The sequence below is a fragment of the Yersinia canariae genome, from assembly GCF_009831415.1.
Taxonomy (GTDB): Bacteria; Pseudomonadota; Gammaproteobacteria; order Enterobacterales; family Enterobacteriaceae; genus Yersinia; species Yersinia canariae.
On sequence record NZ_CP043727.1, the window covers coordinates 3,917,020 to 3,939,412 of the forward strand.

The following is a 22,393-nucleotide window of genomic DNA, read 5'->3' on the forward strand; positions in this document are numbered from 1 at the left end:
CAAAAAAAATGCCGGAGTAAAATATATACTCCGGTGGCATTATTAAATGAATAAATAACACTATTTATTATGAAACTAGTCGGCTGATATATATCCACAATGGTGCTGTGACGATAAAACCAAGCACGCTGACGGCTAATGAAGCAGTACCGGTACGGGTATAAACATTAAAACGGCTGGCAATAATGATACCTGAGAATGCCGGTGGTAACGCACCTGCCAGAACCATCATCTGAAGCTGTTCGCTGTTAAGATGACAAGCCAGGCCAACAAGAAGCAGAGCCAGTGGCATCAAGATTAATTTCAGGAATGCGTTATAGGCAATTTCACCACTGAACTCAAATTTATGTACTGCCAGAGTCAGCCCCGCGGCAAATACAGCTACCCCAGCGTTAGCTTTAGCAATCAGGTTGAATGTTGGATCCCATGCTGAAGGAATTTTAACCCCGATAAGTACCAGTACCGTAGCGAGTACAGGTGCCCATACTACAGGTTCCTTTGCCGCCGACAATAACGCGCTCAGATTACTATTCTTTTTGCCATCCGCTCCCGATGCTGGATTCAGCAAATATAGACCAATAGGAATAGTGATAGCATTAACAATAATAGATATAATCGCTACGACTAAACCCGTTGATACCGAATCACCATAAATAGGATCAAGAACCGCAAAACCCAAGAATCCAATAGTCGGTGAACCTGCAATTAATGCGCATACAGCGGCTTCAGCACGAGTGCGCTTAAAGAATTTATAGCACCCGAACCAGGAGAAAAAGAAACATCCGACGATAACCACAAGTGAAATAAGGGTTAGGCGGGTGTCTGCAAATATCATATCCCGGTTTGCCCGCGTAATGGAAACAAATAAAGCCGCGGGAAGGGCGTAATTCAATACCAGTTTATTAAATGCCCGAGTTTGATCTTCTGAAAATGTTTGACGTTTGCCGCCTATATAACCTAACAGCATGATCACGATAATAGGCAATAAATCGCCAATAAAAAAAGTTAACATAATATTTTTCCGATAAGAGTCCCCCTCACCAAAATATAATTAAAAGGTGAGAGGAGATAATGTCAGTATTTAATTACCCGCGACTTGTTTAGGATTAAGTTTGGTAATATGGCCGCTTTCAGTTCCAGCGGCTGGATCGATGACTACATTAATAATGGTCGGTTTCCGCGACAAAATACTGGTCGTTAATGCATGACGAAGTTCATCTGTCGTAGAGACGTTATAGCCAACGCCACGAAACGCATCCATTAATCTGTCATACCGTGCGTGATGCAGCAGGTCAGTTGGCGACGGCGCACCAGCGCCACTGAGATCGACTCCATCTCCTCTGTAGATGCCACCGTTATTAAAAATGACAATAGTCACCGGCAGGTTATAACGACAGATAGTTTCGACTTCCATTCCACTAAAACCGAATGCACTGTCACCTTCAATTGCCACCACTGGCGAACCTGACGTCACACTTGCACCGATGGCATACCCCATCCCGATGCCCATGACACCCCATGTGCCACTGTCCAGTCGGTGGCGAGGTTTGTACATATCAATAATATTTCGTGCATTATCCAGTGTATTTGCCCCCTCATTAACCAAATAGACATCATGGTTTTCACTGAGGACATCGCGTACGGCACCTAATGCATTAAAATAATTTAATGGCTGGGTATCTGTGTTTAATTTTTCCTGCATTTTTTGCGTATTTTGCTGCTTGTGAATATTTAAAATATCGCGCCATTCCACAGGGGTGGTAACGGAGCTGCGCTCCAGTTCTGCCAACATAAATTGCATACTGGACGCTATATCACCCACTACCGGCGCAGCAATTGGGCGGTTGCTGTCAATTTCCTGAGGTTCAATATCCAGTTGGATAAATTGTGTATCGCTTGCCCACCCTTTTTTACCATGTGCCAATAACCAATTGAGACGAGCCCCTACCAGTATCACCACATCTGCATTTGCCAGAGCAAACGAACGGGCTGCTGCAGTACAAAGTGGGTGAGTATCTTCGAGAATACCTTTAGCCATGGACATCGGAAGATAAGGGGTCTGCGTACGTTCAATAAAATCACGGATCTGATCTTCAGCCTGTGAATATGCCGCACCTTTACCAAGAATAATTAATGGCCGTTCAGCCTTTGCTAGAAGCGATATCGCTCTGCTTATTGATTCCGGGCATGGCAGCAATGCAGGCGCAGGGTTTTCAACCTTCACAATGGTGTTTATAGCTGTATTCTTTTCCATCGTTGCGGCCAGTACATTAGCGGGTAAATCAAGGTAGACACCACCAGGGCGACCAGAAACAGATACCCGTATAGCACGTGCCAGAGCAATACCGAGATCCTGGGGCTGGTTAACGCGAAAAGCGGCTTTTGCATAGGGTTTAGCTGCATTCATTTGATCCAGCTCTTCATAATCCCCCTGTTGGAGGTCCACAATCGCACGATCACTGGAGCCACTGATCATTATCATAGGAAAGCCATTTACCGTCGCATTGGCTAATGCTGTTAAACCATTCAGAAAACCAGGTGCAGAAACCGTCAGACAGATTCCCGGTTTTTGAGTGAGAAAACCACTGGCTGCAGCTGCATATCCTGCAGACTGCTCATGGCGAAAACCAATATAACGGATGCCTTCTGCCTGAGCGTGACGCGCCATATCCGTTACAGGAATTCCCACGACACCATATATAGTGTCAATATTATTCTGTTTTAATGCTTCAACGATGATATGCATACCATCCGTCATTTGAAGTTTATCCGGCATGTTTAATAACCTCGAATTTCTTGTCTAAAAAAGTGGGCACTAGAGGCCCCCTTAAATATCAGATGATATGGTTTCACTTCATCGCAGCAATTTGCTCTTTGCTATAACCCAACTCTTGCAAAATATCAGCGGTATGTTCACCTAATAGCGGCGCAGCTTTAATATCAGGTGTAAATGCTGAGAATTTCATTGGGCATCCAACCGTTAGGTATTTTCCGCGCAGCGGTTGTTCAACTTCCACTACACTTCTACTTTTGCGTAAAGACGGGTCGAGTGAGATTTCTTTCATGCTTAATACTGGTGCACAAGGAATATCAAACTGGGTCAAATAAGCTACAACCTCATGTTTATCAATAGTAACCGTATATTTTTCTATTTCGGAAAATATATCGAAAATATGTGGTTGTCGGGCATGAGCAGTATTATATGCTGGATCGGTAATCCACTCTGTTTTACCAATAGCTTTACATGTATTTTCCCAGTTTTGCTCCTGAATGGTAAAATAGATATAAGCATTGGGATCTGTTTCCCAGCCCTTACATTTTAAAATCCAGCCTGGTTGACCACCGCCACCAGCATTACCGCCGCGCGGAACGGCATCACCAAAAGTACCATTTGGGTACTGCGGGTATTCTTCCAGAAAGCCAAGTTTATCAAGGCGCTGCTGGTCACGTAATTTCACCCGGCAGAGGTTCAAAACAGCATCCTGCATAGACATTGTTACACGTTGACCACGTCCCGTTTTTTCACGGTGTAACAACGCTGCCAGTAGGCCAATAAGCAAATGCATCCCAGTATTGCTGTCACCCAAAGCTGCTGAGCTAACCAGCGGCGGACCATCCCAGAAGCCAGTAGTCGATGCTGCGCCACCAGCAGCCTGAGCAACGTTTTCATAAGCTTTCACATTTACGTAAGGGGAACACTCATCAAACCCTTTGATTGAACCAAAAATCAAACGTGGATTGAGCTGTTGAATGCGCTCCCAGGTAAAGCCCATATGATCAATGGCACCCGGGTGAAAGTTTTCAACTAAAATATCTGCTTCACGGATAAGCTTTTCCATAACTTCTTTGCCTTCCGCAGTTTTGGTGTTCAACTCAATAGAACGTTTATTACTATTGAGCATGGTGAAATAAAGTGCATCTATATCAGGAATATCACGTAGTTGATGGCGAGTTACATCACCAACGCCGGGACGTTCAATTTTAATAACATCGGCACCAAACCACGCCAGCATTTGGGTACAGGATGGGCCGGATTGCACACCGGTAAAATCGAGAACTTTAATTCCTTGAAGTGGAGTTGACATAGCATTACCTATTGGTTAATAAAAATTTATTTTATCTATTTAGTATTTATTTAAGAAATAACCCCATCACTGAATAACTCGAAAGCATGGGTTATTACCGTTAATTAAATTAGCTAAATATCATATATCGAGTTAATGAGATCATATTCACCCTAGACTCACAATAAACACTTCCTAGGTGAGTGGTGACGACGGGAATAATAATAAAAGAAATACTTATAAGGTGTAATCAGAGAGATTCGCAAGGTTTGTGATATTATTCTTACACGCGTAAGAATTGAGGGTTAAGCTACGCCTAGACGAAGAATAACAACCAGAATTGGTGGTGGAACCCAAAAGTTTATAGCGTTATTTTAATCATCTATTAGAAATATGATTTCGTTGGAGAGGAGAAATAAAAGAGAGGTATTCATTGATATAAAACTGAAGAATACTGCAGAGAGTTTTATGACCACAAAAAATCATGTTGTGGCCATAAAAAGAAACTTGCGGGTATGACACCCATATCTTAAAAAAAATGCATATCAGGCTTAATCAACAAGTAATGCTTCGCTATCAACGATGATTCCATCTTCAGCAGCTTTGAGGGCAAGATTTGCTTCATAGTATTGCTTTTTATCAAGTAGTTTCTGGGCATCTGCAAGTGCATGCCGTGTCTGTTTCAACGGCATCAGATACTGATTTTCTATCACTCCAACGCCAATCAGGCGAAGTTCCTCCAATGCCCCTTTTTTATCTCCTTTTGCCATTTTTTCATTAGCAATTTTTATTGCAGCTTTTTTTTCAGGTGTTGCAATATATCTCTCAGATATCCCAACCGTAGCATTAATGACAATATACTGATCATCACCCAAATTGGTTTTCTTACCCGATTTGGCAAATTTTTTCCACTCAGTACTATCATCAGCTAACAAAGCCGAAGCTTCATTTGTCAGTTCTTTTGCCTTTTCCGGTTCACCATGGAATAGAGCCAAACGCGCTACCTGAATGTTACGCATCGCATATAAGCCTTGCTCAGAGATTCGCTCCGCCGCTACAGATTGCTGAGTCTGTTTTTTCGTTGCCGTCGGCACCTCACCGCTGGCCCATACTGATGAAGATGCCAGAATTGCAGTAACCATAGTAGCCATAATTAAACGTTTCATACTTACCTCATTTTTAACAGTTTTTTGGAGTACCGCCATAATATTTAGTAAGCATAAAAAGAGAAATCAGAAAGAGACTTCCAATATGAAAGGATTATCTGACAGTTGTAGTTATTATCGCAAAAGCAATTTAAGTCTAGCGGTAGAGCAAGAAACTGGAAACAAGATCCTAGCTTACCTGCTATTGATACCTTAACGCATTGATATCCCTACGTTCTGAGTTTTTCGAAATGACGCCTGGTAGTTAATCGTTGTTTGGCAGAGAGTTTGGCTTCATCAGTTGGTCGTTGTTTTAATACTGGAATGAATTCACCTAATTTTGGATAGTGAGTCTACGCCCGTTTATAAGCTGGCGGTTCTTTGGTCTCGATTGCGAGATATTTAGCACTCTACACATTGATGTTTGCAACGCCCGCGTCACGCGCTGAGTTGATTGTCGGAGCTAATTGTACCCAGAGTAGTAAGGATATCAGATTAAATATGAGGCAATACAACTGAGTTAATGGGGAATATTGTGGTTAGCAGTAAGCAAGCTATCCAAATAATCCGCCCAGACCTGCAACCACTTCCTACACTCGGCATCATACTTATATAGATTGTAGATCCCTGCAACACCACCACATGCATGCCCCAATACGGCCTCAGCCACCTCATTTGGACATTGCAAGCGGGATAAGCCTGTCCGTACTGTACGACGCAGATCGTGGGGCGTCCAATGAGGTATATCAAGCATTTTACCGCTTTCACGTAAACGCCATGAGTTTTCGGTCAGGTACTTCTGTTGGATTGAGCAGGGCCGCGCGCAGCTGCAATCAGGGCCTGCCCCAGCGCCAAGCCACCATCACCGGCGGGCAGGCGCTGCGGCATCAATAATTTGAAGTCATGCAATTGCTCGCTGAGTAATTCGCGCAGCAAGCGGTTATGCAGCACACCGCCCGAAAAGGCAATAGTATCAATACCAAAACTCTGAGCCGCCTGACGGGCCAACGTGGCAAAGCCCTGCGCCAGCGCGAAGTGGAAAGCATAAGCCCGTTCAGCCGGTGAGGCATCAAAAGCCAGCCATTGCTGCCAGAAAGTGGCTAAATCCAATTGGTGGCCGCGCAGCGGCAAAGTGACGGGCGGAACTGTTCGGGGGCTTTGCAAGGCCAGCGCCTCCAACAGACAAGCTGCCTCACCTTCCCAACTGATAGCCTGTGGCACAATATTCAGCGCTGCCGCTACTGCATCAAATAATCGCCCGGCAGATGAAGCCAGCGGTGCATTAATGCCACGCACAATCGCCCGCGCCAGCACCTCCCCCTGCGGCAAAGGGATCGACGCCGCTTCTGGTAAGTTTTGCCAATCCGGCACAAAGCGCTGTAATTGTGCCAATAAATTGCGCCACGGCTGATGAGAGGCCAGATCTCCGCCGGGTAAGGCCACCGCAGGCAAACCGCCCACGTATTCACAATTTACATAATCTACTCGCAAACATTCGCCGCCCCATAACTGACCATCAGCGCCATACCCGAGGCCATCCAGCGCCAGGCCTATCACCGCCCCCCTTTGACGCGGCCAACTATGTTCCGCCAGACAAGCCGCCAGATGCGCATGATGATGCAGCACTTCGAGACACGGGATATTGTGTTGCGCGGCCCACTCTTTGCCGAGCTGGTGGCTAACATAAGCTGGATGCGCATCCACCACCACCGCCTGCGGGGTAAAATGATAAATATCGCAAAACAGAGCCAATAACTGTTGTTGCTGCTGCGCAATATCGCCGTCCCCCAGATCACCCAAGTGCTGACTCAGCACCGCATTGCTGTCACGCAACAAGCAGAAAGTGTTTTTCATATCAGCCCCGAGCGCCAGAATGGCCGGTTGCTGACGAAACCCCGGCGGCAGCTCGAAAGCATCCGGCACATAACCCCGGGCGCGGCGCAACATTTCCGCCCCCTGTGGGGTCAGGCGCACCAGCGAATCATCTGCCCGCTGCACAATTTCTCTGTCGTGCAATAACCAGCGGTCAGCAATCTCACTCAGGGCACTTAAAGCCTGTTCATTACTCAGGGCGGGCGGCTTACCGCTGCCATTGCCGGAAGTCATCACCAGCGGGCGCACGACCTGTTGCAGCAGCAAATGTTGCAGTGGGTTGGCGGGCAGCATGATACCGATTTCGGGTAATTCCGGCGCTACCGCCCCGCTAATAGGGCTTTCTGGTGACTTTTCTACCAACACGATAGGGGCTGCCGGGCTGCGTAATAAGCGGAATAAAGAGTCATTATCAGCGCTTTGCACACAGATTTTCAGCCAGTCGGCATTCGGTAACATTACCGCCAGCGGCTTGGTCGGCCGGTGCTTGCGCTCACGTAAACGGGCCACGGCCGCTGAGTTAGTTGCATCGACGGCCAGATGAAAACCGCCCAATCCTTTGACGGCCACAATTTCACCGGCCAACAGTGCAGTAGCGGCTTGCTCTAGCGCGGAGAAACCCTCGGCCATGGCCTGCCCATCAGATCCTGTTAGCCACAGTTGTGGGCCACAATCCGCACAGGCATTGGGTTGAGCATGGAAACGTCGGTCTGCGGGATGGTCATATTCGGCCTGACACGCCGCACACAGTGGAAACTTGCCCATGGCGGTATAGGGCCTGTCGTAAGGCATGCGGTGGATAATGGTGAAACGCGGGCCGCAATGGGTGCAGTTGATAAAGGGATAATGGTAGCGGCGATGGGTCGGGTCGTTCATTTCACTCAAGCACGCATCGCAAGTCGCGGCATCCGGCACAATTTGAGTATCCATCTGCCCTGCGCCGCTGTGATGAATCACGAAATCCAGCGGGGGTTGTTCCCAGTGATAGGGCGCGGTGTCAATGCTGTCAATGCGTGCCAATGGCGGGCAATCTTGCGGCAATGCCTGCAAAAATCCGCTGACTGCCGAGGACTGCCACAAGTGAACCGTCACACCTGCGCTGTCGTTGCTGACATCACCGTGTAGTCCAAAACGATGGGCAAGTTGCCAGATATAGGGGCGAAATCCCACCCCCTGCACCTTGCCTTTTATCCGCAGGCAGAGACCGTTTTTATCCACAAAAACTCCTTAATAAAGCGGCGAAAAAAGCTGTTTTGTGGTTTGCCGACAGGCGGGACGACGATATCGATGGGCGCTCCGGCGACTTACAACGCGACGACTCCTTCGGCACATCTCCCCGCTTATCAACTTTTTTAGTCACCTGCGGCTTCAAGGCCGAATAGGATTAACAGATTCTCGGCAAAGGCTCATCGAGCGGCAAATCCAGTCTGCGCGAAACGCCAAATGCGCCACATAAACGCACTTGTTTATTCTCAGTTACCTGCCCGATAACGGCTGCATCCTGGCCGAGTGGGTGGCGATGTAACTCAGCCAAAACCGCATCTTGCGCTTCGGGGGAGACGACCAGCACCAATTTGCCTTCATTGGCAAAGTTGAGTGCATCCAGCCCCAGCAATTCGCAAATTCCGCGTACCGCCGGCTTCAGTGGTAAATCCGCTTCGTTGATTTCCATGCCACAACCACTCGCGGCGGCGAATTCGTGCAAAATTGCAGTAACCCCGCCACGGGTGGCATCACGCAGTGCTCGCACACCGGTAATATGGCGCAAAGGTGCAATCAACGGTGCCAACAGTGCGCAATCACTGACTAGCTCCGCCTCCAGCCCCAAGCCTTCGCGCAGATTCAAAATAGTCGCGCCGTGATCACCCAAGGTGCCACTGACAACTATCCGATCGCCCGCGCGGATCATTGTGGTTCCCCACTGAATATCCGAGGGGATTACCCCAATACCAGTGGTATTAATAAAGATCTTATCAGCCGCACCGCGCTGAACCACTTTGGTATCTCCCGTGACTATCTGAATCCCCGCCTGTTGGGCAGTGGCCGCCATTGATTGTACAATGCGTTCTAAATCAGCCATTGGCAGGCCTTCTTCCAGAATAAAACCGCAAGAAAGATAACGCGGAGTTGCACCACTGACCGCCACATCATTAGCGGTGCCGCACACCGCCAACTTGCCAATATCACCACCGGGAAAGAAAATCGGATCAATCACATAACTGTCGGTCGATACCGCCAGTCGATCCCCTTGGGTCACCAGATCAGCCAGCGCAATACGCGCCTGATCTTCGCGTTCATTCAGTGCCGGGTTAGAAAATGCCGCCAAAAATAGCGATTCAATCAAACTCTGCATTGCCCGCCCACCGCTACCGTGAGCCAGGGTAATTTCTTTTTTATTCATTAGGTTGTGGCCTGATTTGTTGATTCTGATTGCTATCGATACTGATAATAAGCGGCGCAAGCCCCTTCAGTGGAAACCATCAGCGCCCCGAATGCATTATCAGGCGTGCACTCGCAACCAAACAATGGGCATTGATCTGGCTTACAGCGCCCAGTCAACACATCACCGCAACGGGAGCGCGGATCATCGGCCACTCTTTGTTGCTGTGGATTGAAACGCCGCTCAGCATCAAAAGCCTGATAAGCCGCACTGAGTTGCACTCCGGAATCGGCTATCTCGCCCAATCCACGCCATTCACTGCTGGTTTTCGCCATAAACACCTCGGCCAGCGCTTGTTGTGCTAGCAGATTGCCACTGTCCGGCACGATACGACGATATTGATTTTCCACACGACAACACCCGCTGACCATCTGCTCTAGCAGCATGACCAGCCCCTGCAAAATATCCAGCGGTTCAAACCCCGTGACCACCAGCGGCTTATTGAATTGGCTGCAAATAAAGTCATAAGGTGTGGTGCCGATCACCATGCTGACATGGCCGGGCGCGAGGAAACCGTCGATTCGCACATCAGGTTGTTGCAGTAAGCTGCGCAGAGTCGGGATGATGGTAATGTGCTGGCAGAACACGGTGAAATTGGTCAACCCAAGCCGTTTGGCTTGTTGCAGTGTTAAAGCTGTGGCTGGCATGGTGGTTTCAAAACCAAGGCCGAAAAACACCACTTCTTTGTCAGGGTTGCGCTGCGCAAGTGTCAGGGCATCCAACGGCGAGTAAACCACCCGAATATCCGCCCCGCGCCGCTTGGCATCCAGCATCGAGCCATTGCGCCCCGGCACCCGCATGGCGTCACCATAAGTGCAGAAAATCACCTGTGGATGGGCGGCAATTTCCAGGCAACTGTCAATGCGGCCCATCGGCAATACACACACCGGGCAACCTGGCCCATGGACAAACTCCAGGCCATCCGGCAGCAGTTGATCCAGACCAAATTTGAAGATCGCATGGGTATGTCCGCCGCAGACTTCCATGATCTGCAACGGCAAGCGCTGTTGATCCGCCAACTGCGGAAGTAAGTTTTCGATCCGGCTCAGTAAGGCGGTGACTAATGCAGGATCTCGGAACTCATCGACGTAGCGCATCATTGGCCTCGCTGGCGACATCATCCAAATCCAGCCCAACCGCCTGCATATGCGCTAATGCAGCCAAAGTTTGCTGGGCTTCCTCTTCATCAAGTAAGCTCATGGCAAACCCGACATGCACCAATACCCACTGGCCCAGTAGGTCCGCCGGTGACTCGTCGCACACCAACGCGATATTGATTTCGCGTTTTACGCCACTGACTTCCACCCATGCCAGTTGGTGGATATCTTCACCCACGGCCACAATTTTGCCGGGTACGCCTAAGCACATCGCTGCGCCTCCAGCCATTCCAACCACATATCCATCCCCTCGCCACTGCTGGCCGACAGAGCAATCACCTGAATATCCGGATTCACCTGACGGGCATAAGCAATACACTGCTCGATATCAAAATCCAGATACGGTAACAGGTCAATTTTATTGATAATCATTAGGGTGGAGGCGGCAAACATATGTGGATATTTCAGCGGCTTATCTTCGCCCTCTGTCACTGAAAGCACCGCCACTTTATGCCGTTCACCGAGATCAAAGCTGGCCGGACACACCAAATTCCCAACGTTTTCAATAAACAGTAGGCTGTCATCAGCCAGATTCAAACGGTGTGCCGCATCATGCACCATCTGCGCATCCAGATGGCAGCCTTTGCCGGTATTCACCTGAATCGCTGGCACGCCAGTGGCGCGAATGCGTTCGGCATCATGTGTCGTTTGCTGATCGCCTTCAATTACCGCGCAAGGCACTTGCCCGGCCAGTAACTGTAAGGTGGTGGTCAACAATGTGGTCTTACCCGAGCCGGGGCTGGAAACTAAATTCAGCGCCAGAATATGTTGCTCGACAAAATGCTCACGGTTATGGCTGGCTAAATGGTTATTTTTACTCAATACATCTTGCTCAATTTGCAGCAAGCGGCGCTGCCCCATGCCCGGCGCATGGCTACCGGCTTCACCCTGCCCATAATGCAGCCCCAGCTTGTCAGCATGAACTTGCGGGGTGAACGGCTCTATTGCGGGGTCATCAGTGTCGTCAGGTTCAGCGGCAGCCATCGGCTCTGGCGCTTTACCATGATAGTGATGATGGACATCACCTTGGTGGTAATAATAGTGGTGATGAACAATGACCGGCTGCGTGCCTTTGGCAACATATTTGTGCTGATGTTTATGCTGAATTTTTTGCGTTGGGGCATCGCTTTCATGATGAAAGTCATGGTGATGATCGTGGTGGTGGCCGTCATCATGATGATGGTGGTGGTCGTGGTGATCATCATGATGATGATTGTCGTCGCCCTCGATCTTTTTCTCGCCGCTGGCACAACCACAAGTCGTACACATAGGAATTCACTCCTTCAGGATTATTCCACTTCTATCTGTTTTACCTGCAAATTGCTGCCACTCTCCACCTGCAGAGCATGGCTGCCGCAATGCGGGCACCCGGCATCATGCCGTTCAATCTGTACACTGGTGCTGCACTCCCAACACCAGGCAACCGCAGGCAAGTAGCTAAGATGCAATTGGCAATCGGCGGCCAGTGTCTGGCGGCTAGCGGCATCAAAGCTGAAGCGCAAGGCGCTTTCCTCAATACAAGAAAGCGCGCCAATTTCCAGCCAGACTGCGGTTATTCGTTTGGCACCGTGCATCTGCGCCTGTTTCTCAATAAGCTCCAGTGTGCTGAGACACAAACTGATTTCATGCATGCTGATTCTTTACTTGGCTGACTTTATTAAACAAAGCACGCCGCCGAGGATTAGCCGGCGCATCGGCATCTACGACTGGCAGTGAAAGCGCCATACGCGCACTTTGCTCCGCCAGTTGCAGCGCCCGCTCGGTACTGAGCGAGGTTTCCAGTGGCGACATTAATGAACGGCTTAAATACTGACCACAGCCCGCAACTTCGCTGACGGTAAAGCCAATCGTGCCGCAGGGTAATGCCAGCATCAGGCGCTCACCAACGGCACGACGTTGCCAACTTTGCTGCGGCCCTGGCAATACCACTAAACTCAGCATCCACGGCGTCAATAGCGCGCCAACCCACTGCTGCTCAAATAACTGAAATCCGCAGGCGCGCAGGGGAATGTGGTCACGATAAAATGGCAAGCCGCACATCTCATCGGCGGCTATCTGGCCGAATACCTGTTCCAGCAATGCTGCTGGATTTTGTTCATGACCCGCAATGACATCAGACATGACTTTCTTCTCGCGCCTTGAGGGTAATCCCGCTGGTGTGTAATGCCGCCAGAATCTGTTCCAATGCCGGTTCAATGGCGCGCGTGACTGTTGGCGTCAGGCCGATATTCGGAGCCAATGACTCCGGCACCACCCCCACCAGGGTTAACTGGCGCGGGAACTCGTCGGTCAGTTGCAATGCCATCAGCACATCACATAGCCCCAACTGATGCGGCGACACTTTGCGGCTAAACATCGCCGGGATTTCTTTATCCCGTAACACCGCCACACTGCCCGGCGGCTGCCCAGTCAGCACTGCATCAGCCACAATCAAATGCTCGCGATTGGCCATGGCTTCCATCAGTTCCAGACCCGCAGTCCCGCCATCCAGTACTTCAACGCCCGGCGGGATATGAAAGCGCTGTTCCAGCGCTTCAACAATGCGGACTCCGACAGCTTCATCACTGAGTAATAAATTACCTATACCTAATACCAAAATCCCCATCACAGCACCTTGACTTTGGTCACTTCGTTGCCCGTTGTGTCAACAATATGTACCGCACAAGACATACACGGGTCGAATGAGTGAATGGTCCGCACCACCTCCAGTGGTTTGGCAGGATCAGCAACCGGTGTGCCCACCAGTGCTTGCTCGTAAGGCCCCGGCTCATCGTTATAATTACGCGGCCCGGCGTTCCAGGTTGATGGCACTACCGCCTGATAGTTCGCGATTTTGCCATCCTTGATAACCACCCAGTGTGACAACATGCCGCGCGGCGCTTCTTCAAAGCCCACACCACGGATTTCGCCCGTCAAAGGGATATCGGGTTTAATAAAGGTTTCGACATCACCGGTGCCGATATTGGTCACCAACGCCGTCCATTGCTGGGCCAGAGTTTCATGCAGCACACAGCAATGCACCGCACGGCCAATAATGCGGCCCAGAGTTGATGGCAACTGTTCGGCGGTAATGGCCTGCCCGCTCAGTTTTTGGTAAGCCGCGCCAATATCACTAAAATGCTGTTTAGTCGGTGCGTGTCCGGCGGCCAAGCCGCACATTAGCCATGCCAGCGGCCCCACTTCTACCGTCTTGCCGTAGAAAGTCGGCGCTTTTACCCACGAATATTTGCCATCTTCCTGCCAGCCGGTGTAATTCGGGTTGGTTTTCCCCTCCCACGGGGCCAGCGGTTCGTCGTCCTGATACCAAGCATGTTTGCCGCTCTCGGCAATGCCTTTAATCAAATACGGATCGTTGTGATTGGCAATCGGGCGGAAAGTACCGTTTTCCAGATAACCGCCCGGCAACAGGAAGGTTTCCCCTTTGCGATCGGTTGGCAGTTCCGGCACGCTAAGGTAGTAATCCGCCCCTTTGCCCAGATTAAGCCAGCCCGGGTAGTGGGCAGCTATCACCGCGGTATCCACTTTATAAACCTGCTCAATAAAGCTGCCCAGCCGGTCAATAAAGGATTTCACCAACATCAAGCGCTCCAGATTGAGCACACTTGGCATATCCAGATTGATTGGGTTGGCAACGCCGCCCACGGCCAGATTCTGAATATGTGGCGTTTTGCCGCCGAGCACCGCCACAATCCGGTTGGCGTCGCGCTGGCACTCCAGTGCTTGCAGATAATGCGCCACAGCAATCAAATTGACCTCTGGCGGCAATGCCATCGCCGGATGGCCCCAGTAGCCGTTAGCAAAAATACCCAACTGCCCGCTGGCGACTAAGTCTTTGATTTTCTGCTGTACACGGGTAAATTCTTCCGCGCTGTTCAACGGCCAACTGGACAATCCACTCAGCATCGCCGCCGCCTTTTGCGGTGAAGCTTGCAGTGCGGAGGTGACATCAACCCAATCCAGCGCCGACAGTTGATAGAAATGGACAATATGGTCATGAATGCTGTGCGCGGCCAGGATCAAGTTGCGGATATGCTGAGCATTGACCGGCACTTCCATCCCTAATGCATTCTCCACCGCGCGCACCGAGGCAATGGCATGGATAGTGGTACACACGCCACAAATGCGCTGCACAATCATCCAGGCATCGCGCGGGTCATTGCCTTGTAAAATTTCTTCCATGCCACGCCACATGGTGCCGGAGGACCAGGCTTTAATAACCTTGCCGTCCTCAATTTCGCAGTCGATCCTCAGGTGCCCTTCAATTCGGGTGACGGGATCAATGGTGATGCGTTGGCTCATGCTTTACCTCTGTCTGATTATTCTTATGTAACTGTCCGTGAGCAGGAAGCACCGGCAACAGTCGAATCAATAAAATGTAGGCGCAGACCTCAATGGCGACGAAGCCGATGGAGATCAAGATTTCACTGGTGGTGGGGAAGTAGTTGTAGCCGCCGCCGGGGTTAAAGGCCAAGAGTGAGTAATTAAGCCGCCATAGCGCTGCGCCGCCAATCATGCAGAGCGCACCAATAAACAGTAAGCGGCTATCTTCTCTTGCCCGCCGAATACGGAAGATCAGCAGCGGCAAGGCCATCAGGATGATTTCAGCCCAGAAAGCAATGGCATAGCGGTCAAAGTGCCACAGATATTCCGTCTTATGGCGCACGATAACTTCACCGAGACGCAGCATGATAAACAGCAGTAAAAAGATGTCGATGATGGTGGTCAATCGCGTGAACAGCGGCGCTTCATCAGCCCCCCGCCCTCGCAATCCCGCCTGCACCAAAGAGCCTTCGAAAATAACAATCGAGAAGCCCAAAATGGCGGCCGTCAGCAAGGAAAACAGCGGTAACATTTCATAGCTTTGCCACAGCGGATGAATTTTAGCCCCCGCCGCAATCATCAACGATCCCATTGAAGACTGATGCATGGTCGGCAGCAGCGCACCGAGCGCGATAACAAAAAACATCACTTTGTTCAGCCGCTTAAGCGAGACTTTCCATCCCAACCGTTCAAACAGCGCTGGGGCAAACTCCACTGCCATCACCCCGATATAAATGGTCATACAGACGGCGGTTTCGAATAGCACCGAATTGACGTTGAAATGCCCGGGGATAAAGAAGTAAGGCAAGTTCCAGTAACGGCCCACGTCGATGGTGATGGAAAGCCCACCGAGCGCGTAGCCGAACAAACTGGCGAGCAGTGCCGGGCGCACCAGCGGGTGATATTCCCCTCGGTTGAACACGTAAACGGCCCAAGCCAATGCCCAGCCGCCGCACGCCAAACCGGTACCGACCAGTAAGTCGAAAGCAATCCAGATCCCCCACGGGAAGCCGCCGTTCAAGTCACTGACCGACCCCAACCCAAGCACCAAACGTTTGACAATCAACAGCGCGCAAAGCACCACAAAAGGCGCTAACAGCATCACCGGCCAACTGACCAGCCGCCCACCCAATGGGCTGGATTTATGCATCGTCATCTGGACCGTCCTTTTTATCATGCTTGTCAGCATCACTGTCTTTGCGCTCATCGCGAGTGTTGCGATGCACCAAGGCGGTAACACCGGCCAAGACCGCCAGTGGCAGGATCATGCCTTTGTACAAGGTGTGCTGGACATGCTCGGAGCGCGCACCAGTCGCCAGGTCTGCCAACGGTGGCAAATCGAGTTTCTCGGCGGGAATTCCTGTCAATACCAATACCTGTGTACCACCGCCCTCTTTCTCACCATAAACATGCGGGTCATAATGAGGAATCGTGTGCTCGTAAGTGTCATTGGCGCTGAGTGTTTGGCGCGGAAAACGGTAATTCTCGCCCGGTTTGAGAGTCAGCCGATGTTGTGCTTCTGACAGCAACTCCTCGCGGGTGCCGAATATCACCGCACCGGTCGGACACACCTCGACACAGCCGGGCAAGCCGCCTTTATCAAGCCGCTCGACTCCTTTCTGATTACACAATTCACATTTATGAATCTTGCCAAAGGGGTTGTGATAATCGTATTTCGGCACATTGAACGGGCATCCGACCATGCAGTAGCGGCAACCGGTGCAGACGTCGGGATCATAGTGAACAATGCCGGTTTTAGCGTCTTTGCGCAGCGCGCTGACCGGGCAGACGGAAACGCAATTGGGATCAACGCAATGCATACATTGCTTTTTGATATAGGCGTAGCCGTCTTCCAATTGATCTTTATGAATACCCGCGCCGCTGGTCCATACCTGAATAATATTGTTGGTATAGGGGCTGAGTTTGTCATTGTCTGACCAAAGAGCTTCGCCACTGGCATAGCTTTTACCGTGATCAAATAATTCACTGTGATTGACCTGCTGGCATTTGCTCACACACGCCTGACAGCCGACACATAATGTGGAGTCATACAACATGCCCAGCGAGCCGGGGATCGGTGGCCGATTTTGCACCTCAGCTTGAGTGCTGGGCGAAAGCCCCGCCAACAGTACGCCGCCAGAAGCTAATTTGAAAAAGTGACGTCGGTTCACGGCTATTCCTCCCGCGATGAGTGATCGTCATCTTTGCGGCGCTGCTTTTGTTGCCGCCCCAGTTCACGGACGGTCATCAGGCTGACACCGGCGACCAATCCCACCACGCCGCCCAATAACGCCGTCGCGGTAGTCGAAATCTCGCCGCCTTCTGGATTATTAATGAGCGGTTTTTCAGCGCGCGGTGTCGGGTTCTCAACATTCGCCAGTTGGGCGATGCCTTTGGTGAAACCGATGCCTTCTTCATTACAGCCATAGCAAGGGTGCCCGATGCCGACCGGCCAGATGCCGCCGCCGACATCACAGAACTCCAGTGTCGGGCAGTTGCCATAGGTTTCCGGCCCTTTGCAGCCAAGATGATAAAGGCACCAGCCCTGCCGATGACCTTCATCGCCAAACTGACGGGCAAAACGGCCAGCATCAAAGTGTGGCCGGCGCTCGCAGTTTTCATGAATCAAGCGGCCATAGGCAAAGGTCGGCCGGTTTTTGGCGTCCAACGCGGGCGGCCGCCCGAAGGTAATAATATGGGCCACGGTTGCCAGGAAATTATGCGGATTGGGCGGGCAGCCAGGGATATTTATCACTGTTTTGCCCGGTAGCGCAGCTTGCAAACTCACCGCGCCGGTCGGGTTACCGCCCGTTGCGGGCACACCACCCCAAGCTGAACATGAGCCAATGGCTATAATGGCCGCCGCATGCTCTGCTGCTTCACGGATATGCTCGACAATAGGTTTGCCGGCCACCATGCAATAAATCCCGCCGTCTTTCAGTGGAATAGACCCGTCCACCACTAACACATATTTCCCTTTGTACTGCTCGATAGCCCGGTGTTTATTTTCCTCCGCTTGTTCGCCGAAGGCGGCTGAGAGCACTTCGTGATACTCCATTGAGATAACACTCAATAGCAGATTCTCGATGGTCGGGTGAGTTGAACGTAACAATGATTCAGTACAGCCGGTGCACTCCTGAGCGCCAATCCAGATAACGGGCGGGCGTTGGGGAGATGTGACTGTATTGGCAATTTCAGCAGCGGCCTTGCTGCTGAGACCCATGGTGGCAGCCAATGCTGCACAAAGCTTCATAAAATCACGACGGTTAACGCCATGCTGGGAAAGCATGTTTTTTTCCCCTGTCATTATTATTCTATTGTTTACATACCCGAGATTAATAACGGGCATATCCCTATAAAAAGCGTGGTTTTCTGTTAATAGTTTGTAACTCTGCAACTTTAATTAAGTTGATCTTTATCAATGGAAATTGATTGAATTAGCACGAGGGAAATATCTGTGAACTAAAACCGTTTCAGCAAAACATTTTAATTGCCAGAAAATAGAAAATCTGTCAGGAGGACGTATGGTGAATGCAGATGGAATTCAATATCATTAACTGAGCATAGCCAATTAATGTAATGACTTTAATTATATATTACTTACTTTAGTTATTTAAAGGGAAATAAAAATTCTATTTAACTTAATGATGAAATGCAAAATGGGGATGATTAACTCGCTCTGATGAATAAAAATTTCTCTCATCCAGCAGTGAAAACTGCCGCACTATAGCCGCTAAAAATAACATCTGGCCTCACTCCCCCCTTGCCAGCACTGGCGCTTGATGGGCTACACCCTCGAGGGTAAAAATCCTGTATAAAAAACAGACACAATCGGGTTCTACTTTCGCCACCTATTGACTAAAATTGATTTATTTAACATTTTACTCAACTCTTCCTGCCGCCAAAATCTGTTAACAATTAGCCCTTACTTCATCGTTTTATAAAAAATAAAACCGAGAAAAGGCGATAATATAAATCACCCAACGTGACTAATAATTAATTTAATCAACATCATTAATATGAAATGTTAAATCCGGCAAACAATGGGATTTTTATCAATTTCATTCAAATTGAGGATTTAAACACCCTCATTTACTATTTCTGATGATAAATCTTAATGTTACAAAACGGATCGCCCGAGGTACGCAACAGATAATCCCCATCCAACACATAACTATTTATAGGTATTTTGGGTCAAAAATTGCACTTAAAGCAGGGTTAAGCACCCCGCCCCCACCTCAATTTTACTTTTGCCAGCACGCCTACAGCGCAAAGAATAGCCGTATGAATTAGGTAATTGTATATTTTGTATATAAATCAAGTTATTGGTAAATAAGTCGTGCTATGATTTATTTACCGGTCAATCTTTAACCGGTTATGCGCTAAAAGGGGTCTCTATGATTAAGCCATTCATTGTTGTTGCTATCGCCGTCGCCACACTCAGTGGCTGCGCAAATAATAATACCCTTTCGGGCGATACGTTCAGCAGCTCTCAAGCTGGGCAAGCCCAAACTGTCACTTACGGTACTCTAGTTTCGGTTCGCCCGGTCACTATTCAGGGCGGTGATAGCAATAACATCGCAGGTGCAGTTGGCGGTGCAGTTGTCGGTGGTTTCCTGGGTAACACCATTGGTGGTGGCACAGGTCGGCGTCTGGGGACTGCGGCGGGTGCAGTTGCCGGCGGGGTTGTGGGGCAACAAGTCCAGAGCATGATGAATCGCAGTAGCGGAGTTGAACTGGAAGTTCGCCGTGACAACGGAACCACCTTCCTGGTTGTTCAGGCGCAAGGAGTAACTCAGTTCCATGCCGGTCAGCGCGTGACGATTGCCACCAATGGCAATACTGTCACCATCACTCCACGCTAATTCTTACAGCCACACATTTATAATATGAATGTGTGGCTATTGTCAGGACTCAGCGATATCAAGAGTTCAAGATAAGTTGCATCATGCTCACGGTTCCCGAAACACGCCCATTGTCAGCCAGAGTTAATATGCTTCCCGAAATGTCCCTTTTTTCCCGAAAGCGGGACATGCAATATTATTGTTAATATCCATTATCGCCATAGTGATTATTGGAAAATTAACCGGCTGATGAGTACATCGTCAAAGGGCATGGGCACATTTAATTTTTCAAAATCTCTCTTATATTCACCCATCAGTTGACGGCGCAAATCAATAATTGAAGTATTGCGTGCAGCTTGATAATCCATATGAGAAAGTAAGTTTATTGTTGCGGCACGAATAACCGGCCCCATGGAGACTACAGCCTTAATATCATTGTCATCACCAGTAGCAACCCCCAATTCCAATTGTAAATAGCGCTCATTTTCACTGTCTTTCAGTGTGATAATCATGTTGTTAATTTCAACAAACTGGACAGATTTATTACCACGAATAAAAGATTTGCTGACAGTCACTGGCTCATCTTTTAGTTTATCCTGAATAACATCTCGCGCTAATATAGCCACTACTACAATCAGGGAAATTAGCAATAATAATATCCACATTCTCAAAGGAAATATTTTTTTCTCTGTGTTCATGAGCAGTCCTTTATATCGTCATTAAGCGTCGTATCGTCTTTTTATGTTAGCAATCGCCATGCCAATTCTAACGCATTGATATATATAGAATTAAAAAATGAGACGGAAATAAAACTTCCACTCAGAGGAAGAATCTGGAATCACTTTGGAGGAAGGAATTAATATTCCACTTCTATGATTTTTATTCACCTAAAAATAGGTGAATATTTTCATTTTTTTGTGATCAATAGAATAACACATATAAATCATGACAATACAAACCCAAAATGAATGAGTCAATTATTTATCCTGCTTGAATGAGAGTATTGATAATGCAGCAGCAGCTCGGCTAGAAAAAAATTATCTCAGATAAAATTTAAAAATCATCGAATTATGCAATGAAATATACTGAAAATATCTTACCTTTCTTACATGAAGTCTCAGGGATAATAGTCACGTTCATTGACTCGAATCATCGACTCGCAGCTACTTGAAACTCCCTGTTTTTTAGGGTGATATCCTGTGTAAGTCTTAATTTTTTTCATCGACCAACGCGATATTGATGTCATCGTGTATTTCTCTGGGCATTGACTGTTTTAATGCCCATATGGCCATGGTTCTATCGTAATTTACAGCTACCTACAAATAAAAATGACAAAAAAAACATATATAATTAATGGCTATTCAATCGACCTGATTTCTGGGTTTATGACTCATAGAAAAACAGGAGAAACAAAGCGACTCGGTGAATATCAGTTAAAATTGATCACTGTGCTGCTGGAACATGCCGGTAAAATATTATCCCGCGATGAGATAACGAGTTTAGTCTGGCACCGCCGTGTCATTGGCAATAACAGTTTACCGAATGCTATTCACACCTTGCGGGTAGCACTTGGCGACAAAAATAAACAGCAACGCATTATCCAAACCATCCCTAAAATGGGTTATTCGCTGGATCCGAACTTTTGTGAGATTCGTGATGAAAGCAACGAAAAACAGTCTGATACATTACCTAAAACTCAGCAGACAATGCATTTCTCGCATCTAATTTCGAGTATTGAGACAAATAATAACCGGAGCATTAGCCCGACTTTCCCTTTAAGTAAAAAGCTACAACTTATCTCTGAAACACCGTCAGAATGCGCTGCTATTACATCACAAAATATCGACCCAGTAACCGCCCATATTATCTCAACGGCAAAGGCCCCGCCCCTAAAAATTACGGCCAAACTGCGTCTTATTTTTAGCCGCTGGGCCATTAATTTATTGTTGTTTTTAATTCTGATTATAGGTGTCACAGGTGGCTATATTGCCTACTAGAAACAACTCGCTATGACAATTAACCATTGGCATCAAAGCGAACAGCTACGCAATAATTTAATTTACAAAGAGATGAAGAAAAAATGGATGAAATGAATGCTGTTGAAAATGGGTCACACTAATGGCACTGGCTATTTTTTCATTCGCAGAAAAAATCTCTTCTTATGTCAGCCTACAGCCACCGTGACAGGCCGAATCACAAACCCGTCTCCATGATTTACGGCTCCTACGAAAAAATATCCCCCTTGTTAATAACCCCCTTGAAACGTTAAAAAAGAGGGGGAATCCCACCCTCCTATGCATAACACTCAATATCGATACCATCTTCGCGCATATTAGCCAGCCGATAGCGCAATGCTCGGGGTGTAATACCTAAAAACTCGGCCGTTTTGGATTTACTTCCCTGGTGTTGTTGCAGTAAATCCGCGATATATTGATACTGCGCCAGGCGTCCGCGTAATTTAATATTGCTGTCATTGTTCGTAGACTGAGGATTAGATGACGAAAATACACGTTTATTACCTGCCGATACATTACCTGTGGATACATTGTTT

The 22,393-nt window shown here is 48.7% G+C and carries 18 protein-coding genes and 4 pseudogenes; 2 read left to right on the forward strand and 20 right to left on the reverse strand.

What is annotated here, in order from left to right:
• Positions 1-67: 67 nt before the first annotated feature.
• The 18 genes and pseudogenes from yfdV to hybO form a co-directional block, all read right to left on the reverse strand.
• Positions 68-1,012 (reverse strand): transporter YfdV, encoded by a 945-nt coding sequence (gene yfdV / locus F0T03_RS18030; RefSeq protein ID WP_145553333.1) that lies wholly within the window; start codon positions 1,010-1,012, stop codon positions 68-70.
• 69 nt (positions 1,013-1,081) lie between these two features.
• On the reverse strand, positions 1,082-2,776 hold the full coding sequence (gene oxc / locus F0T03_RS18035) for an oxalyl-CoA decarboxylase (RefSeq protein ID WP_159679894.1): 1,695 nt from the start codon (positions 2,774-2,776) through the stop codon (positions 1,082-1,084).
• Positions 2,777-2,849: 73 nt separating this feature from the next.
• Positions 2,850-4,085 carry a formyl-CoA transferase gene (gene frc / locus F0T03_RS18040; RefSeq protein ID WP_159679896.1) on the reverse strand — a complete coding sequence of 412 codons (1,236 nt, stop codon included), beginning with the start codon at positions 4,083-4,085 and terminating at the stop codon, positions 2,850-2,852.
• A gap of 530 nt (positions 4,086-4,615) precedes the next feature.
• Complete coding sequence (locus F0T03_RS18045) at positions 4,616-5,230, reverse strand: YfdX family protein (protein ID WP_145553338.1); 615 nt, start codon at positions 5,228-5,230, stop codon at positions 4,616-4,618.
• Positions 5,231-5,442: 212 nt separating this feature from the next.
• Positions 5,443-5,616 (reverse strand): annotated as a pseudogene (locus F0T03_RS18050) (IS21 family transposase); the annotation flags it as partial.
• Between the two features lie 113 nt (positions 5,617-5,729).
• Positions 5,730-6,017: pseudogene (locus F0T03_RS21755) on the reverse strand (site-specific integrase); the annotation flags it as partial.
• Positions 5,999-8,299, reverse strand: coding sequence for a carbamoyltransferase HypF (hypF, locus tag F0T03_RS18055; RefSeq protein ID WP_159679898.1), 2,301 nt, complete (start codon positions 8,297-8,299; stop codon positions 5,999-6,001). The gene hypF and the pseudogene F0T03_RS21755, both read right to left, overlap by 19 nt.
• A gap of 166 nt (positions 8,300-8,465) precedes the next feature.
• Positions 8,466-9,482 (reverse strand): hydrogenase expression/formation protein HypE, encoded by a 1,017-nt coding sequence (gene hypE, locus F0T03_RS18060; RefSeq protein WP_159679900.1) that lies wholly within the window; start codon positions 9,480-9,482, stop codon positions 8,466-8,468.
• Between the two features lie 32 nt (positions 9,483-9,514).
• Positions 9,515-10,618 (reverse strand): hydrogenase formation protein HypD, encoded by a 1,104-nt coding sequence (gene hypD, locus F0T03_RS18065; RefSeq protein WP_159680988.1) that lies wholly within the window; start codon positions 10,616-10,618, stop codon positions 9,515-9,517.
• Positions 10,602-10,889, reverse strand: a complete 288-nt coding sequence (hybG, locus tag F0T03_RS18070) for a hydrogenase maturation factor HybG (RefSeq protein ID WP_145553375.1) — start codon at positions 10,887-10,889, stop codon at positions 10,602-10,604. Before hybG ends, hypD begins: the two co-directional genes overlap by 17 nt.
• Positions 10,880-11,947 carry a hydrogenase nickel incorporation protein HypB gene (hypB, locus tag F0T03_RS18075; RefSeq protein ID WP_159679902.1) on the reverse strand — a complete coding sequence of 356 codons (1,068 nt, stop codon included), beginning with the start codon at positions 11,945-11,947 and terminating at the stop codon, positions 10,880-10,882. Before hypB ends, hybG begins: the two co-directional genes overlap by 10 nt.
• A 20-nt stretch (positions 11,948-11,967) precedes the next feature.
• Positions 11,968-12,309 (reverse strand): hydrogenase maturation nickel metallochaperone HypA, encoded by a 342-nt coding sequence (gene hypA / locus F0T03_RS18080; protein WP_145553347.1) that lies wholly within the window; start codon positions 12,307-12,309, stop codon positions 11,968-11,970.
• Positions 12,302-12,799, reverse strand: a complete 498-nt coding sequence (hybE, locus tag F0T03_RS18085) for a hydrogenase-2 assembly chaperone (RefSeq protein WP_159679904.1) — start codon at positions 12,797-12,799, stop codon at positions 12,302-12,304. Before hybE ends, hypA begins: the two co-directional genes overlap by 8 nt.
• Positions 12,792-13,283: a HyaD/HybD family hydrogenase maturation endopeptidase gene (locus F0T03_RS18090; RefSeq protein ID WP_159679906.1), complete on the reverse strand. Its 492-nt coding sequence runs from the start codon at positions 13,281-13,283 to the stop codon at positions 12,792-12,794. The genes hybE and F0T03_RS18090 overlap by 8 nt, the downstream gene beginning before the upstream one ends.
• A complete protein-coding gene (gene hybC / locus F0T03_RS18095; protein WP_145553354.1) occupies positions 13,283-14,977 on the reverse strand; it encodes a hydrogenase 2 large subunit in 1,695 nt (564 codons plus the stop codon). The genes F0T03_RS18090 and hybC overlap by 1 nt, the downstream gene beginning before the upstream one ends.
• Complete coding sequence (gene hybB / locus F0T03_RS18100) at positions 14,955-16,154, reverse strand: Ni/Fe-hydrogenase cytochrome b subunit (RefSeq protein ID WP_162526978.1); 1,200 nt, start codon at positions 16,152-16,154, stop codon at positions 14,955-14,957. Before hybB ends, hybC begins: the two co-directional genes overlap by 23 nt.
• The gene (gene hybA, locus F0T03_RS18105; protein ID WP_145553356.1) at positions 16,141-17,169 is read right to left on the reverse strand and encodes a hydrogenase 2 operon protein HybA; all 1,029 of its coding nucleotides are present in this window, start codon (positions 17,167-17,169) and stop codon (positions 16,141-16,143) included. Before hybA ends, hybB begins: the two co-directional genes overlap by 14 nt.
• A gap of 2 nt (positions 17,170-17,171) precedes the next feature.
• Positions 17,172-18,305, reverse strand: a complete 1,134-nt coding sequence (gene hybO / locus F0T03_RS18110; protein WP_145553358.1) for a hydrogenase 2 small subunit — start codon at positions 18,303-18,305, stop codon at positions 17,172-17,174.
• 1,090 nt (positions 18,306-19,395) lie between these two features.
• On the opposite strand from hybO, the gene F0T03_RS18115 reads away from it, so the two are divergent.
• Positions 19,396-19,863 carry an outer membrane lipoprotein gene (locus F0T03_RS18115; RefSeq protein ID WP_145553360.1) on the forward strand — a complete coding sequence of 156 codons (468 nt, stop codon included), beginning with the start codon at positions 19,396-19,398 and terminating at the stop codon, positions 19,861-19,863.
• Between the two features lie 206 nt (positions 19,864-20,069).
• Here F0T03_RS18115 and F0T03_RS18120 read toward each other — a convergent pair whose 3' ends face one another.
• Positions 20,070-20,540, reverse strand: a complete 471-nt coding sequence (locus tag F0T03_RS18120; RefSeq protein WP_159679908.1) for a flagellar basal body-associated FliL family protein — start codon at positions 20,538-20,540, stop codon at positions 20,070-20,072.
• A gap of 630 nt (positions 20,541-21,170) precedes the next feature.
• On the opposite strand from F0T03_RS18120, the pseudogene F0T03_RS21955 reads away from it, so the two are divergent.
• Positions 21,171-21,504 (forward strand): annotated as a pseudogene (locus F0T03_RS21955) (winged helix-turn-helix domain-containing protein); the annotation flags it as partial.
• A gap of 630 nt (positions 21,505-22,134) precedes the next feature.
• Here F0T03_RS21955 and F0T03_RS21960 read toward each other — a convergent pair.
• Positions 22,135-22,311, reverse strand: a pseudogene (locus F0T03_RS21960) (helix-turn-helix domain-containing protein); the annotation flags it as partial.
• Positions 22,312-22,393: the final 82 nt, after the last annotated feature.

Excerpts from the sequence above, each read along its gene's own strand:
- hybB (WP_162526978.1), bottom strand. The coding sequence starts at position 16,154 with ATGACGATGCATAAATCCAGCCCATTGGGTGGGCGGCTGGTCAGTTGG.
- F0T03_RS18120 (WP_159679908.1), bottom strand. The coding sequence starts at position 20,540 with ATGAACACAGAGAAAAAAATATTTCCTTTGAGAATGTGGATATTATTA.
- oxc (WP_159679894.1), bottom strand. The coding sequence starts at position 2,776 with ATGCCGGATAAACTTCAAATGACGGATGGTATGCATATCATCGTTGAA.
- hypD (WP_159680988.1), bottom strand. The coding sequence starts at position 10,618 with ATGCGCTACGTCGATGAGTTCCGAGATCCTGCATTAGTCACCGCCTTA.
- hybG (WP_145553375.1), bottom strand. The coding sequence starts at position 10,889 with ATGTGCTTAGGCGTACCCGGCAAAATTGTGGCCGTGGGTGAAGATATC.
- hypB (WP_159679902.1), bottom strand. The coding sequence starts at position 11,947 with ATGTGTACGACTTGTGGTTGTGCCAGCGGCGAGAAAAAGATCGAGGGC.
- F0T03_RS18115 (WP_145553360.1), top strand. The coding sequence starts at position 19,396 with ATGATTAAGCCATTCATTGTTGTTGCTATCGCCGTCGCCACACTCAGT.
- F0T03_RS18090 (WP_159679906.1), bottom strand. The coding sequence starts at position 13,283 with ATGGGGATTTTGGTATTAGGTATAGGTAATTTATTACTCAGTGATGAA.
- yfdV (WP_145553333.1), bottom strand. The coding sequence starts at position 1,012 with ATGTTAACTTTTTTTATTGGCGATTTATTGCCTATTATCGTGATCATG.
- hybC (WP_145553354.1), bottom strand. The coding sequence starts at position 14,977 with ATGAGCCAACGCATCACCATTGATCCCGTCACCCGAATTGAAGGGCAC.
- hypA (WP_145553347.1), bottom strand. The coding sequence starts at position 12,309 with ATGCATGAAATCAGTTTGTGTCTCAGCACACTGGAGCTTATTGAGAAA.
- hypE (WP_159679900.1), bottom strand. The coding sequence starts at position 9,482 with ATGAATAAAAAAGAAATTACCCTGGCTCACGGTAGCGGTGGGCGGGCA.
- hybE (WP_159679904.1), bottom strand. The coding sequence starts at position 12,799 with ATGTCTGATGTCATTGCGGGTCATGAACAAAATCCAGCAGCATTGCTG.
- hybO (WP_145553358.1), bottom strand. The coding sequence starts at position 18,305 with ATGACAGGGGAAAAAAACATGCTTTCCCAGCATGGCGTTAACCGTCGT.
- F0T03_RS18045 (WP_145553338.1), bottom strand. The coding sequence starts at position 5,230 with ATGAAACGTTTAATTATGGCTACTATGGTTACTGCAATTCTGGCATCT.
- frc (WP_159679896.1), bottom strand. The coding sequence starts at position 4,085 with ATGTCAACTCCACTTCAAGGAATTAAAGTTCTCGATTTTACCGGTGTG.